This window comes from Scytonema sp. NUACC21, from assembly GCF_054684315.1.
Genome location: NZ_BAAFZH010000088.1, coordinates 115061 through 129339, shown reverse-complemented (window position 1 = coordinate 129339; position 14279 = coordinate 115061). Strand labels below are relative to the sequence as shown.

At 41.0% G+C, this 14279-nt stretch carries 11 protein-coding genes and 2 pseudogenes; 11 read left to right on the top strand and 2 right to left on the bottom strand.

The window, feature by feature from the left end; genetic code table 11:
• Nucleotides 1-115 precede the first annotated feature (115 nt).
• The 8 genes and pseudogenes from ACYRY3_RS22945 (at nt 116) to ACYRY3_RS22910 (ending at nt 7655) form a co-directional block, all read left to right on the top strand.
• A complete protein-coding gene (locus ACYRY3_RS22945) occupies nt 116-826 on the top strand; it encodes a biliverdin-producing heme oxygenase (protein WP_460203948.1) in 711 nt (236 codons plus the stop codon).
• Between the two features lie 121 nt (nt 827-947).
• Nucleotides 948-2330 carry an oxygen-independent coproporphyrinogen III oxidase gene (gene hemN, locus ACYRY3_RS22940; RefSeq protein WP_460203947.1) on the top strand — a complete coding sequence of 461 codons (1383 nt, stop codon included), beginning with the start codon at nt 948-950 and terminating at the stop codon, nt 2328-2330.
• A 215-nt stretch (nt 2331-2545) separates the two neighbouring features.
• Nucleotides 2546-3832, top strand: coding sequence for a serine hydrolase (locus ACYRY3_RS22935; protein WP_460203946.1), 1287 nt, complete (start codon nt 2546-2548; stop codon nt 3830-3832).
• A 292-nt stretch (nt 3833-4124) separates the two neighbouring features.
• Nucleotides 4125-4346, top strand: a pseudogene (locus ACYRY3_RS22930) (PspA/IM30 family protein); the annotation flags it as partial.
• A gap of 616 nt (nt 4347-4962) precedes the next feature.
• Nucleotides 4963-5718: pseudogene (locus ACYRY3_RS22925) on the top strand (AMP-binding enzyme); the annotation flags it as partial.
• Between the two features lie 118 nt (nt 5719-5836).
• Entirely contained in the window at nt 5837-6631 is a 795-nt protein-coding gene (locus tag ACYRY3_RS22920) for a Uma2 family endonuclease (RefSeq protein WP_460203975.1), read from the top strand.
• A gap of 26 nt (nt 6632-6657) precedes the next feature.
• Complete coding sequence (locus tag ACYRY3_RS22915) at nt 6658-7359, top strand: tetratricopeptide repeat protein (RefSeq protein ID WP_460203945.1); 702 nt, start codon at nt 6658-6660, stop codon at nt 7357-7359.
• Nucleotides 7360-7406: 47 nt separating this feature from the next.
• Complete coding sequence (locus tag ACYRY3_RS22910; protein WP_460203944.1) at nt 7407-7655, top strand: hypothetical protein; 249 nt, start codon at nt 7407-7409, stop codon at nt 7653-7655.
• Nucleotides 7656-7692: 37 nt separating this feature from the next.
• Here ACYRY3_RS22910 and ACYRY3_RS22905 read toward each other — a convergent pair whose 3' ends face one another.
• Both ACYRY3_RS22905 and ACYRY3_RS22900 read right to left on the bottom strand, forming a co-directional pair.
• The gene (locus ACYRY3_RS22905; protein WP_460203943.1) at nt 7693-9510 is read right to left on the bottom strand and encodes an ArnT family glycosyltransferase; all 1818 of its coding nucleotides are present in this window, start codon (nt 9508-9510) and stop codon (nt 7693-7695) included.
• Between the two features lie 36 nt (nt 9511-9546).
• Entirely contained in the window at nt 9547-9678 is a 132-nt protein-coding gene (locus tag ACYRY3_RS22900; protein WP_460203942.1) for a hypothetical protein, read from the bottom strand.
• Nucleotides 9679-10189: 511 nt separating this feature from the next.
• On the opposite strand from ACYRY3_RS22900, the gene ACYRY3_RS22895 reads away from it, so the two are divergent.
• The 3 genes from ACYRY3_RS22895 to ACYRY3_RS22885 all read left to right on the top strand — a co-directional run bounded on the left by ACYRY3_RS22895 (nt 10190) and on the right by ACYRY3_RS22885 (nt 13720).
• Nucleotides 10190-11026: a class I SAM-dependent methyltransferase gene (locus ACYRY3_RS22895; protein ID WP_460203940.1), complete on the top strand. Its 837-nt coding sequence runs from the start codon at nt 10190-10192 to the stop codon at nt 11024-11026.
• Nucleotides 11027-11431: 405 nt separating this feature from the next.
• Nucleotides 11432-11998 carry an aspartyl/asparaginyl beta-hydroxylase domain-containing protein gene (locus ACYRY3_RS22890; protein WP_460203939.1) on the top strand — a complete coding sequence of 189 codons (567 nt, stop codon included), beginning with the start codon at nt 11432-11434 and terminating at the stop codon, nt 11996-11998.
• A 12-nt stretch (nt 11999-12010) separates the two neighbouring features.
• The gene (locus ACYRY3_RS22885) at nt 12011-13720 is read left to right on the top strand and encodes a glycosyltransferase family 39 protein (protein WP_460203938.1); all 1710 of its coding nucleotides are present in this window, start codon (nt 12011-12013) and stop codon (nt 13718-13720) included.
• The last annotated feature ends 559 nt before the right edge of the window (nt 13721-14279 follow it).

The following is a 14279-nucleotide window of genomic DNA, read 5'->3' as shown; positions in this document are numbered from 1 at the left end:
TTTATAGAGGGGCAAGATATCGCCTAACAAGGTTTGGAAATTCTGCGAAAGTCCAATCGGTGAATAGTTAACCGAATCGCTGTCAAACAATTTGTATTTAAAAAACGCCACAAAGATGAGTAGCAATCTAGCCCAAAAACTTCGCTGTGGAACGCAACAATCCCACACAGCTGCTGAAAATATGGGATTTATGAAATGTTTTCTCAAAGGAGTTGTCGATAGAAGCAGCTTTGCAAAGTTTTTAGGTAACTTGTATTACATATACAGTGAATTAGAAGCTGCATTAGAGCATTATAAAGACCATTCTTTGATTAGTTTCATATACTTTCCCGAGCTTAATCGTAAAGCCAATTTGGAGCAAGACCTACAGTTTTACTACGGTTATGATTGGCGAGGACAAAGCTTACCTCTAAAAGCTACTCAGTTGTACGTAGCCCGTCTTCGCGAACTCTCTGCTAATGAACCAGAATTATTAATAGGTCATGCTTATACGCGATATATGGGTGACATTTCTGGCGGTCAGATGTTACAAAAAGTTGCTCAGTCAGTGTTGAAGCTTTCAGGTTATGAAGGCACATCTTTCTACAATTTTGCGGAAATTCCTGATAAGAAAGTATTTAAGGATAAGTATCGACAAGCATTAGATTCACTACCTGTAGATGAAGTTACTGCAGACAAAATTGTTGCAGAAGCTAACAATGCTTTTCTATTTAATATGCAGATAGCTCAAGAATTAGAGGCAGGAATCATTCAGACAATAGGTCAAGCAATGTTTGATACTTTGATTAGTACTAATAACCCTGAAAGTTCTGTGGGCAGTTATTAATTAGTAGTTAGTAGTTAGTAGTTAGGAGTTATTAGTCAGAGAAAGTAGGATTTTTGGATGGCTGATAACTAATAACTAGCAATTTTATCCTTTGTACATTTACTGACTGGAAGCAGCTTCAATGGTTTTTCAAGTTCCTAGTGCCAAATTGGATTTCGATATCATCAAAAAGTACGACACCCCTGTACCCAGATATACCAGTTACCCACCCGCTACTGAATTAACTGAAGAATTCACAGAAAGCAATTTTCAAGACGCGATCGCAGCCTCAAATCAAAGAAAATCGCCCCTATCTTTGTATTTTCACATTCCCTTTTGCCAAAGCGCTTGCTATTTTTGCGGCTGTAATGTTGTGATTTCCAACAACAAAAATATTGCCAAACCATATGTGGAGTATTTGGCAAGAGACATTAGAAAAACAGGCAGTTTGATTGATTCAGATAGAAAAGTAGTTCAAATGCATTGGGGTGGCGGGACTCCTAACTACTTGAGTCTTGAACAAGTAGAAGAGTTGTGGACAAATATCACTCAACAGTTTGATTTTAGCCCGAGAGCAGAAATCTCCATTGAGATTAATCCTCGTTATATTGATAAAGATTACATTTTCTTCTTAAGAAAACTTGGGTTTAACCGAATTAGTTTCGGAATCCAGGATTTTAATACTCAAGTTCAAGCAGCCGTGAATCGCATCCAGCCAGAGGATATGCTGTTTGATGTCATGAGCTGGATAAAAGAAGCGCAGTTTGAAAGCGTCAATGTAGACCTCATTTACGGTTTACCCTATCAAACCGTTCAGTCCTTTGAGGAGACGCTGAGAAAGACAATGGCACTCAACCCGGATCGGATTGCTGTTTTCAACTTTGCCTATGTACCTTGGTTAAAGCCAGTGCAGAAAAATATCCCAGAAGATGCACTGCCAAAAGCAGAGGAAAAGTTAGAAATTCTGAAAATGACTGTTGAGGAACTCACAAATCATCAGTACTTGTTCATTGGTATGGATCATTTCGCCAAGCCTAATGATGAACTCGCAGCTTCCCAACGCGATCGCACCCTCAAGCGCAATTTCCAAGGATATACAACCCTCGGACAAGCCGAACTGTTTGGTTTTGGTGCGACATCTATCAGTATGCTAGAAGACACTTATGCTCAAAATCACAAGCAACTGAAAGATTATTATCAAGCAATTGATACAGGTATTTTACCCACTAGTAGAGGCATCAAACTCAATCGGGATGATATTCTCAGGCGGGAAGTCATTATGTGTCTCATGTGTCATTTTCAACTCTATAAGCAAGACATCGAAGACAAGTTCGGCATTAAGTTTGATGAGTATTTTGCAATAGAGTTGGAGCAGTTGAAACGCTTAGAAGCTGATGGGCTGGTTAGGTTATCGAAAAACCATATCAGCGTCACAGAAATCGGCAGGTTTCTGGTAAGAAACATTGCTGTTCTTTTTGATACACATATTAGAAAGCAAGAAAAGAGATTTTCACGTGCCATCTGAGTGTAACATTGGAAACCTCAAATTTTAGTTGCGAATGAGTGATTTGTAGATTGTCATTGCAAGGTAAGCAGGTTAAAACTGAGTCACAACTTTGTTAGGCAGAAAACGCAGTCAAAAGAATTAACTACACTTTGATAGGGTTTTCTTCCGGACAAGACTGTAAAGACCTGGAAAATTTTGCAAGCCAATTCTACTCTCGCTCACAAATTACGCAGATGAAATTACGCGTTCTACTACTCAGTGCCATCAGCATTATGCTGCTATCGTCGCCAGTATCAGCAGCACGTTTGCAGTCTTGGCGCTTTGACCCTGTTAAAAATCAACTAGACTTAACCACTGATTCTGGAGTCAGACCCCAAGCCTTTTTACTCACCAACCCAACCAGGCTTGTTATTGACCTGCCGGGTACCACTAAACTTAACGATAATACAGTTCGTAAGAGTTTTGGCTCAGCCGTTAGGGAGATTCGTATAGGATCTGTAGACTCCAAAACTACCAGAATGGTGATTGAATTAGCACCGGGTTACACGGTTGCGCCTGAGAACTCATTGATTAAAGGAGATTCTTCCTCTCACTGGATAGTCAAATTTTCATCCATCGATCGCACCACACCCGAGAACACCCCATCCAGTGAAGAAAAGATTCCCATTCAAGTCAGCGATGAATTTACCTTTGCTGGAACTGTTCCTTTAAACAAGGAAATGTCACAGCTTTACCCTTCAATCAAAAAATTGATGTCTCGTTACAGTTTTCTCTCACCGGGAATGTTTTTCCTGGACTTAGAAACAGGAAACTATCTAGACATCTATGGGGAAAAGGTATTTCCTGCTGCTAGCACCATCAAATATCCTATTCTGATTGCTCTGTTTCAAGACGTCGATGCTGGTAAAGTCAAGCTAAATGAAACCCTAGTACTGCGACGGGACTTAAAAGCTGAAGCCGCAGGTTCGGGAGTTTTGCAATTCAAACCTGCAGGAACCAAACTGAGCGTTTTGGAAACTGCTACTAAAATGATTACCATCAGTGACAACACTGCCACCAACATGATTATTGACCGTTTAGGTGGCAAGGCTAAATTAAATCAGCGGTTTCGCAGTTGGGGGCTGCAAAATACTGTTATTCGCAATTTGTTAGGTGATTTTAAGGGAACTAATACAACTAGCGCTAAAGATTTGGTCAGACTTTCAGTGTTAATGGATAATAATAAGCTACTAACTAATACAAGCCGCTCCAAAGCCATAAGTATCATGCGTCGCGTTCAGAATAGACGATTGCTACCATCAGGTCTTGGTAAAGGCGCGGTTATTGCTCATAAAACGGGAACTCTTGGAATTATTCTTGGAGATGCAGGCATTGTTGAGTTGCCTACCGGGAAACGTTATTTAGCAGGCATTTTTGTGAAAAGACCCTTTGGTGATACAAGAGCAAGAGAGTTTATCAGTCAAATTTCCAAGCTAGTTTACGGTTACCTCAACCAACCTAAAATATCCCAACAGCCTTAATGATGGCTGGTCTATATACTAAGGAAAGTCGCAGTCAGTACCTTAAGTGCCTTCATTATCACCTCAAATTCACTAAATTCCTTAGTATATTAGAAGACAAAAAAATTCTTTAGTTGCTTTGATGTTGCCAATACTATCTGGCATATTTGCATCCGTAGCAGTAGGCTCTGCATATGCGGAAACGTATTCTGGTAAAGATTGTGAAGGTCTAAACCCAGAAGAAATGGGTTTTGCAAAAGGGGCGTCTACATACACACAACCCACAAAAAGTCAAGGTAACCCTTTAGGTACCCGCACCCAATCAGCAGCTGAGTTGGCTGGTGCAGATTTAGAAAGCCAATTTGCAGAATTGGAAGCAAGCAGCGATGTTGATGATGAGTTAGCAGCACTGAAAGCACTATTACTTCCTGGTAGTTCACCGACTCAGCCAATAACTCCCAACACAAAGACCGGGAATGGTGAAGTCACAGACACTGAACTGGAATCGCTACGCCGACAATTGGATCGGCTCTAGCCAGTCGTAGCACCCACTTAACTCCCGATAGCTTTGCTCCTGCTCTCTGGGTAGATCGCTATCTGCGGATTTTCCGCAAATAGAATAATTGGTTACTAACAACCGCAATCAACGCGATCGCTTCGGCACTACTAATGGGCGATCGCTCTGAAAACATTGACTAGCGAGGGTGCGGATTTTCCTTAGATAACCATTATAATATTTACGTAGACACATAAGCCTGTAGACATGGCAGCACAAGAGATATCTGAAAGCAGCGATCGAAGAGCAGCAGTACCGCCAAGCCGTCAGGGGAAGAAAGCAGTGGGGATTTTCGTCACTCAATGATTTGGAGAATATCTTATTTCATCGCTGTCAGTCTTTACTTCAACAGCAAGATTTAATTCACGGGTTAACTGGTTTTCATTGGTGGCTTCAGATTGGAGTTTAATCGTAAGTGATTATCCGGACTTGATATCACACAGCTTCGCGTTAAATTGTCGTCAGCCTTTAGCTAATACAAAAACAAAACCCTCCTTCATCTTAGAAAGAGGGTTTTGATTAATTTATAAACCTGGCACCGAGCTATTTTAGCAGGCAGCTACCCACCAACTATCGTCGCCGCAGCCGTGTTTCACACCTGGTCATAGGTGTTGAACGTTGTCCGATTGTCGATACTTGGTGGCAAACGGAAACAGGTGGAATTATGATTACACCTTTACCGGGGGCAATTTCCACAAAACCTGGTTCGGCAACTCGTCCTTTCCCTGGAATCTTAGCTGATGTTGTGGACTTGGATGGCAACCCCGTGGGTGACAACGAAGGCGGTTACCTGGTTGTCCGCCATCCTTGGCCCGGTATGATGCGAACAGTATACGGTGACCCAGACCGCTTCCGCCGCACTTACTGGGAACACATCCACCCTCAAGATGGTCAGTATTTCTACTTTGCTGGAGATGGGGCAAGACGCGATGAAGACGGGTATTTCTGGGTGATGGGACGTGTGGATGATGTGATTAATGTATCGGGTCACCGTCTCGGTACAATGGAAATTGAATCCGCCCTCGTTTCCCACCCAGCAGTTGCTGAAGCCGCAGTTGTGGGTAAGCCAGATGAACTCAAAGGAGAAGATATTGTTGCTTTTGTGACTTTAGAAGGTGATAGTAACCCCAGTGAAGACCTGAGTAAGGAACTCAAGCAACACGTTGTCCGGGAGATTGGAGCGATCGCACGTCCGGGAGAAATCCGCTTTACCGATGCTTTGCCTAAAACTCGTTCTGGTAAGATTATGCGGCGGTTGCTGCGAAATCTGGCTGCAGGACAAGAAGTTTCGGGCGATACTTCTACCTTAGAAGATAGGGGTGTGTTGGATAAGCTGCGGGAAGGCGCTTAGGGATTTTGAACCGCAGATGCATGCAGATAGCCGCAGACCGAAAAAATATCTGCATCTATCCGCGTGCATCTGTGGTTGCAATACTACAATGGAAATCGGATCGATGCCTGTTGAGCCTATGACTTCTGTCACTACACCAACTAACTCCGTACTGAGTTTACCCGACCACACGCAATTGCCTGACTCGGACGGGACATTTGTGAAAAACTTACAAGAACACCCTCAAAGTATTCTACTGACAGATTCGATTAAACCTGTTTTAGAAAAACTGCACCCTGATGGTCAATATTGTATAGGTCAAGATTCTGGTATCTACTGGCGATTAACAAACCCCCTTTATAAGGGTGCTGAAGCTCCAGATTGGTTCTACGTACCCAATGTACCACCCACTCTTAATGGCAAAGTACGCCGTTCCTATGTTTTGTGGAAGGAGTATGTCGCGCCATTGATTGTCATTGAATTTGTCTCTGGCGATGGTAGTGAAGAACGGGATAAAACATCACCATCACAAGCGGGAGAAGGGGAAGTTGGTAAGTTTTGGGTTTACGAGCAGGCTATTCGCGTTCCTTATTATGCAATCTATGAAGTTGAAAAAGCAGCAGTAGAAGTCTACCATCTTGTAGATAATGCCTATCAACTGATGACACCAAATGAAAGGGGTCATTATTCCATTACACCAATGGGAGTAGAGTTAGGTATTTGGCAGGGATGGTATCAAAATTTAGAATTGCCTTGGCTGCGGTGGTGGGATGCTGAGGGCAATTTACTGCTAACAGGTGAGGAACGTGCTGAGGTTGAGCGACAAAGAGCCAATTTCGAGCGACAAAAACGAGAGAGAATGGTAGAAAAGTTGCGATCGCTTTCTCCAGAACAACTCAATGCTTTGGGAATTAATCCAGAAATGTTGGATTAGCAGAAACTTCACAAAGGAAATTCAAAATGAAGGTGTTGAAATTAGCAAAAGCAAAATTAACGAGTGGAATCTGTGTCAGTTTATTTTTGACTTTTGCTTTCATACCACCTTCTCTTGCTGCAAAATCCGGTGGTGAGTACCGACAATTAGGGCTGTTATATCGCCAACAAGGACGTTTTTCTGAAGCCATTGCAGCAATGCAAAAATCTGTGGAACTCGAACCTAGAAATATTACGGGACGAGTGAATTTGGGTTGGACCCAGCATTTGGCAGGCAAAGAAAAAGAAGCCGCTCTATCTTTATGGCAAGCTATATATCAAGAGCCATTCTTTGTTCCTGCTTACAATGCTTTGGGGATTGTTTATCTAGTTGATGGAAATGTAGCAGCAGCAACATTAATTCACTCTTGGGCAGCTCTTCTCAAGCCCAATAATGAAATTGCTTACTTTAATCTCAGTTTGGCTTTGCATCGGCTACAAATTTATAACTTAGCTATTCTTTGTGCTGAACGTGCTGCAACTTTAGAACCTAGGAATCCTCACCCTTTAGTTGCTCTTGCGATCGCTTATTGGGATAATAACGATAAAGACGCTGCAAAACAAGTTTATATAAAAACCATACAGTTAGATTCAAGGTATCGCGATCGTGGGTTTTTAAGTCATCTTAAGCAAGCAGCGTTTAGCCAAAAGCAAATTAAAATAACTGAGCAAATACTTACTCTTATATAATTGACGTAGTTCTTCTTAACATAAAAGCACGGGGATTCTTCAAAGATGTGATTCGGCTTCCTTCCTGGTCACCTTTGTTCCTGCTGCCCCCGCCAGACCGTCTCCACAGGCAACTCGATCCTAGGGCAAACGCATTAAAATTTCCAAAAGCCCAAGACAGCCGCGTAAACAAAATTCCTGTCAACGAAGGTGATAAAGTGAAGACAAATCAAGTCATAGCCATTCTGCAAGGTATTGAACGCAGAGAGGCTGACTTGAGGGATATCGCATTATCCATACAGAAGATGGTCGCCTAGCAAGCAATACCACTCTCAAGAATGGATAAAAATATGCTTAAAATTCTGATTTAGAGATTCGGATCAGCTGGTACGTACCCGCTGTACCTAAATTTTGGTATCGATTGGCATCTAGTTCCATCTCCTCGAATTTTTTAGGCTGGCTGAGGATGAGTAAGGTAGGTGATTGGGGCTGAGTAATGACAAACTCTTTAATCCTTGACTTAACGATTCGAGATGATGAAAAATACTTAACCGAGCGCTGCGTGTAAAATACAACACTAGGCTTTTTAAAGCCTACCATAATTAAGGGCTCACCTGGTTGTTCTACTTGAGTGATAATTGCAGATAGCTGACGTAAAGGTAACTGACGTGCTTGATCTAGTAGTAAATTAGCTGGCATGAGCACAAAGATTAAAAATGCCAAAAATCCCAGCAAATTTATATTCAATACTTCATGCCACTTCCGCTGCCATACTAAAACCATCACAGCCACAGCAGTCATTGCCCATATAGCAGATCCCAAAATCGGTAAACCCGATTGTTCAATGACTTGGCGCGGATTGACTATAGCTGGGTCACTGTTTATCAAGTTGGGACTGTAGAAGAATGCGACCGCCAATACTAGTAGAAATACCACATTGAACCAGCCACTAAAAAAGAAAAATCTGTTCTTCCTTCCATCCTTACTTTTCAGCTTCTTTGTCTGATTCCATTGGTCGCTCCACATTAACGCCACCAAAATAGCTGCAGCTGGCATTAATGGCAACACGTAGCTGGGCAACTTGGTACTGGCAATGGTGAAGAAACCAAAAACACATACAAACCAGAATAGAGCGAATAGACCTAGTTGAGAGGAGCGTTCTGAAGAGCGCCAGTAACCACGCTGCCAAAATTTTAGTCGTGCGATCGATATCGGTAAATAGATCGACCAAGGAGCAAAACCAATCAGCACCACTAAAAAGTAAAAGTACCAGGGACCCGAGTGGTGATTTACAACGTTTGTAAAACGTTCTAAATTGTGATACCCAAAAAAAGAATTAGTATAATCCCAGCCATTGTGCCAAATTACCAACACGTACCAGGGCAGCGCAAGCAGCAGAATCAAAAGACCACCCCACTGGGGACGCATTTCCTGCAAAACTTGCCGCCCGTTACCCAGATACAATAGAAAAGCGCCGATAATCAGTCCCGGCAAGACAATTCCCACTGGTCCTTTTGTCAAAATAGCCAAGGCAATTAGCACGTAAAAAACAAGATACCAACGTGCTTGTATGCGGGGCTTCGAGGGTTGGGCATATCCTAGAAAAAAAGACAACAACGCCCCACCGATGCATCCAGTCAGCAACATATCAGAAGCACCAATTCTTGCCCAAACGATGGTTTCTGGATTTAACGCTATCAAAGCAGAACCCAATCCAGCGCAAAGCCAGTATTGCCGTGTTTGATGTGCGCCCCTACTTGTTTCGGACTGAAAATGGGCTGAGCTGCCAACACCAAAAGACCATAATGTATAGAAGCCCAAGCTGACTAATCCCATGGCACTAAGTGCTGAAGGGAAACGCACCGCCCACGTGTTTACACCTAGGATTTTGTAGGCTATTGCCATCAACCAGTAGATTAAAATCGGCTTATCGAAGCGAGTCTCGCCATTGAAAAACGGCGTGATCCAATCACCTGTCACTGTCATCTGGCGAGCAGCTTCAGCAAATAGTGGTTCCGTCTCATCCACCAAGCCAGTACTGCCTAAATGCCAAAAGAAAGCTAGCCAGCAAATTACAAGCAACCATAGGATAGATAGAGCCCAAGCAAAGGCTGGGCGCTTGCCTTTGTTTTTCAACCAATAATCAAAAGCACTATTAAAACTCAGTTTCATTTAGCAAACGATATCATTAAGTGGTACTCAGAGCAGCTAACTTTGTTTATCAATATTAATTGTAACTGTGCGGTCAGGCAATACGGCTTCTAGACCGCGTATCAGACCTTTCTGGGTTTTGATTGTTAATTCGTATTTTTTGTTCCCTACTTTTCCACCTTCTCCCATACCCTGTGCCCCTGTCTTTTGAATAACTTATTGGTTGCGTCGCGTATATCCTAAAGTTTGTTCACACTATCTCAAATCGCTGATATCGTTTACTATTGTTTTTGCCTTGAGTTGAAAGTTACAACACTGAGTTGAACCTGCTTAAATTATTGAACTTTGAGGAACCTTCATCAATAATGTGTGTCATTATACCTACATATATTATCTAAAGGTAGAGTACGTAAAATAATGGTTTAAGAGTTCAATATCAAAGGAAAACAGCATCAGTAATATGCAGTTCACTACGTTACCCGTATCAACCAGTTCATTTAAAACAAATCTATTGGATACTGGATAAACAATCAAAGACGTTAGTCGCTATGACCCGAACAAGTATCGGGCTATACTCACTTATGATTCCTCTTAACTCCCGAACGTAGTTTCAAGTCTTTTTCAATGTAAATCCATTCTAAAGAGCATAGTTCTTTTTGCTAAACTGGGTGGGGTTAACAAAATATAGCAAATACAAGCAATGTCCAAACCAATTAAAGATCCTATACTTGATTATTATCGCAAGCTGACAAAATCAGACTACCTTCACTATGGGTATTGGAATTTAGAAGATGAATTAAACATCGAAAATTTATTCTTAGCACAAAAAAGGTACATCGATCATCTCATTTCATTTATTCCTCAAGAGGTGAAAACAGTTCTAGATGTTGGGTGTGGAATTGGAGGAAATACACTTCGACTACTAGAGAAGGGATTTGAAGTTGAAGCTTTGTCGCCAGATATAGCTCAAGAAAAAGCATTTATAGCTAAAGGAAAGGTTCCATTTCATTTAAGTAAATTTGAGAAGTTTGAAACAGATAAAACCTATGACCTGATTTTAATGAGTGAGAGTGCTCAATATATTCCTCTGAGAGAGGGGCTTGACAAATGTTCTACTTTATTAGAAGACGGTGGTAGCTTATTAATTTCTGACTATTTTCTGAGGGAAAAATTTCCAAACGATAATGTCTTTGCCCTTTGTACACACGAAAAAAGCGAGTATCTAAAAGCTCTTGAAGAATATGGTTTTGAGATAGTTAAATCTGAGGATATAACATCGAGAGTCACACCTACTCTAGACCTGGCCATGTTAAAGTTTAACGAATACGTTAAACCAACTTTAGAGCTTTTTGATGACCTTTTACTAGGGTGGGCACCAATTCCCTACAAAGCAGTAAAATTCCTTGCTAAAAAATCATGGAATAACTTAGAAAACCAAATACAGTTGATAGATAGCCAACTTTTTATAAAGCATAGACAATACATAATTTACCTGTTTAAATTAAACAAAGACAAAGTTGTTAAAATGCAATCTTGAAAACCGGAACCTATGAGTAATAAATGACAAAACGAGATTTATTATTAAACGAATTTCCATCAAGAAAAACCAGAAAGACCATCACTTTGGTAAGAAATAAAGAGAGGATGGGAGTGAATGGGACTTGTTAGGAGAATGTTACCTCGCATAGGTGGTTTTAACGCGTGACTCCGTACTTTGTCCTTCATCATTTCTTTGTTAACTACAAGATTACTAGCTCAGTGGGGAATCATTAAGCCCAAGAAATAGTAGTCTGACTAAGTAGACGGTGAAATAAATTAGCTTGGGACAGTTGCAAGAAAAAGAGCACAGCAATTTTTCAAGGTAAAACCTCCCTTGAATTATATCCATTGAAACCAATAAACTTGAACTTTAGTTAGGATTTTTCAAACACAGTTAATAGAAATGAGTCAAACAATGACTGGATTTTACGAAACCTCTCAATTTGAATTTGTTTCCCTTCTAAAATCTAATTGGCAAATCATTAAGCAAGAACTCAATCAGCTGCGGCAAGGTGATTTCATTCCTTGGTCGGAAAAGTTTTTATACGGAAAAGGGTGGGATACTTTTGGTTTATATGCCTTTGGTATAAAAATAAATAAGAACTGTGAGTTATGCCCGGAAATCACTAAGCTGATAGAGGCTATTCCCAATTTGGCTACGGCAGGCTTTTCCTCTCTAGCACCTGGTACCCATATTGCACCTCACACTGGATACCCGGATGGAATGCTACGCTACCATCTCGGTTTAATCATTCCTGAAGGATGTGGGATCGGAGTTTGTACTGAAACAAGAAATTGGTCTGAAGGCAAGTGCTTAATATTTAGTGATAAGCTAGAGCACGAAGCATGGAATAAGGGAGCTAGCATTAGAGTTGTCTTATTGATTGATTTCAAACAACCTGAAAGCCCGTTGGATTCATCACAATTGCAACAGCGGCAACGTTTTCCCTCAATTTTCAATTTTCTTTAAGGGTAAAAAAAGGTGAAGTGGTGGTTATTTCTATTCATATGGGTAGTCATTGGCGTTGGCTTACGCCTTACACTGTTAGAATCTAAGCCCCCTTGGACTGATGAGTTTTCCACTATCGTTTTTAGTCTGGGTAATAGTTTTCGTACAGTACCACTGGATCGAGCAATTACCCTTGATGTTCTGTTGCAGCCACTCCAACCCAATCCAAATGCTGGAATTGCCGATGTCCTGAAACACTTGTTTACAGAGACCAATCATCCACCGCTTTACTTCATTCTATCTCACTGCTGGATGAAGCTGTTTTCGCCCAGTTCTAACGGTTTAGCATCTGTATGGGCAGCGCGAGCGTTAAGTGCTTTATTTGGTGCTTTGTCCATCCCAGCGATTTATGGGATAAGCTGGCTTGCTTTTCGATCGCAGCTAGTGAGTCAGTTAGCTGCGGCAATGATGACAGTTTCTCCCTATGGCATTTTTATCGCCCAAGAAGCGCGTCATTACACACTAGCGATCCTGTGGGTCATTGCCTCCCTAAGTTGTCTGGTCATTGCTACAAAGCACATTCAACGCTGGATACCCATACCCGCTTGGCTTGTATTGCTTTGGATCTGTATTAATGGTATCGGTATTGCTACTCATTATTTTTTTGCTCTTACCTTTGGCACTGAAATTATATGGTTAATTTTTCTTGCTTGGCGTCAGTTTAAGGGTAAATTTTCAGTCAGCCTCAATCAGAAACAACGTGTTTCTTATTTTCCCTGGTGGCAAATATTGGTTGTTATTATTAGCACAATGATAGAGGGTTTGCTCTGGCTACCACTATTTTTGCAAGCAAACCGTGGAGGTGAGTTGACTGACTGGATTCAAAGTGGCGATCGCGGATTATTAGAGTGGATTAGCCCAATATTTCAAGCCTTAGTTACGTTAATTAGTATGTTATATTTATTGCCAGTGTCTGCTTCGTCATTGGTAGTAGTCATTATCTCTGGCTTAGCGATGTTAGGTTTCTTTATCTGGGTGCTGCCAATTCTGAAGCATGGTATTGTTAGGCAGATCGAGCAACCTACAAGTAGTTTAATGGCTCAGTTATTTAGCATGGTGGTTATCGGTGGCATTAGCCTATTCTTTTTCTTCACCTATGCTCTTGAGATTGACCTGACACGAGGTGCAAGATACTACTTTGTCTACTTTCCAGCAGTGATAGTTTTACTAGGTGCCAGTCTTGCAATTTGTTGGCACACTCCCAACAATAAACAAAACTTTTTTCCTTCCTCTGGAAGAACAGCTGTTTCTATAATTTTATCAATGGGAATGGTTAGCGCACTGGTAGTTGTCTGCAACCTGGGTTATCCAAAATACTACCGTCCTGACCTTTTAGTTCCGTTGATTCAGCAAGTGTCCCAGTCACCCGTACTTATTGCTACAACACATAAAACTCATGTGCAAACTGGAGAAATGATGGGTTTAGCAAGAGTGTTAAAAATTCAAAGTTCTCTTTCTCCATCCCCTCTTTTTCTCCTTGCCCATCAAAACCAAAAACCTGAGATTTCAACAACTACTTTGCAAAACACCTTAAGCCAGCTACCACGACCTCTGGACTTGTGGCTGGTCAATTTCCATGCACCAGTACAACTTAATAACTGCATCGCCGATAACCAATCTTTTCCACCCGTGTACGGCTACGAGTACCAAATTTATCACTGTCAGGAAACGACAAACTTTTGAAAACAAAAGTAAAAATCGGGGAGGCAATATCCATGAATACAATTTAGAGATATATTAAAAAGCACTGTCATTGGTAAGAACCTGTTCAATAGTCTCAGCAGCCTGCATTAAGCCAGACTTGCTCTAAATTAATTTGGCAAAAATACGTGGGTTTTGGCTATTAACAATTTCAAGCATAGGTTGTTTAAACCCTTTTTCTAACTGCTTATACATTTAACCGCACGCCTAGCAGTTGGTGTAGGTACTTCACAAAGGGTAATTCAGTACTCATTAATTAAGTATCAAAGTACTGTAACAAGTTAATACATAATTACATAAATTTTTACGCAAATTTACGTGAGTTGCCCCGCTTTAAAACCTTTGCAGCGATCGCATATCAATACTGATATTTTAACTTTATTTTGCATATCTTTATACCTATTTATTTTTTTTAAACCGTAGTTTCAACAATGGAAAAACACGATAAAAGCTTAAGAGAAAATTAAAATAATTCCAGGTCAGAGAAAATACTGTTGTAGCTTTAATAACTTCTAAAGCTAGAATAAAATTCTTCTGAGCG

Excerpts from the sequence above, each read along its gene's own strand:
- ACYRY3_RS22915 (WP_460203945.1), top strand. The coding sequence starts at position 6,658 with ATGAAGGTGTTGAAATTAGCAAAAGCAAAATTAACGAGTGGAATCTGT.
- hemN (WP_460203947.1), top strand. The coding sequence starts at position 948 with ATGGTTTTTCAAGTTCCTAGTGCCAAATTGGATTTCGATATCATCAAA.
- ACYRY3_RS22920 (WP_460203975.1), top strand. The coding sequence starts at position 5,837 with ATGACTTCTGTCACTACACCAACTAACTCCGTACTGAGTTTACCCGAC.
- ACYRY3_RS22905 (WP_460203943.1), bottom strand. The coding sequence starts at position 9,510 with ATGAAACTGAGTTTTAATAGTGCTTTTGATTATTGGTTGAAAAACAAA.
- ACYRY3_RS22945 (WP_460203948.1), top strand. The coding sequence starts at position 116 with ATGAGTAGCAATCTAGCCCAAAAACTTCGCTGTGGAACGCAACAATCC.
- ACYRY3_RS22935 (WP_460203946.1), top strand. The coding sequence starts at position 2,546 with ATGAAATTACGCGTTCTACTACTCAGTGCCATCAGCATTATGCTGCTA.
- ACYRY3_RS22890 (WP_460203939.1), top strand. The coding sequence starts at position 11,432 with ATGAGTCAAACAATGACTGGATTTTACGAAACCTCTCAATTTGAATTT.
- ACYRY3_RS22900 (WP_460203942.1), bottom strand. The coding sequence starts at position 9,678 with ATGGGAGAAGGTGGAAAAGTAGGGAACAAAAAATACGAATTAACAATC.
- ACYRY3_RS22895 (WP_460203940.1), top strand. The coding sequence starts at position 10,190 with ATGTCCAAACCAATTAAAGATCCTATACTTGATTATTATCGCAAGCTG.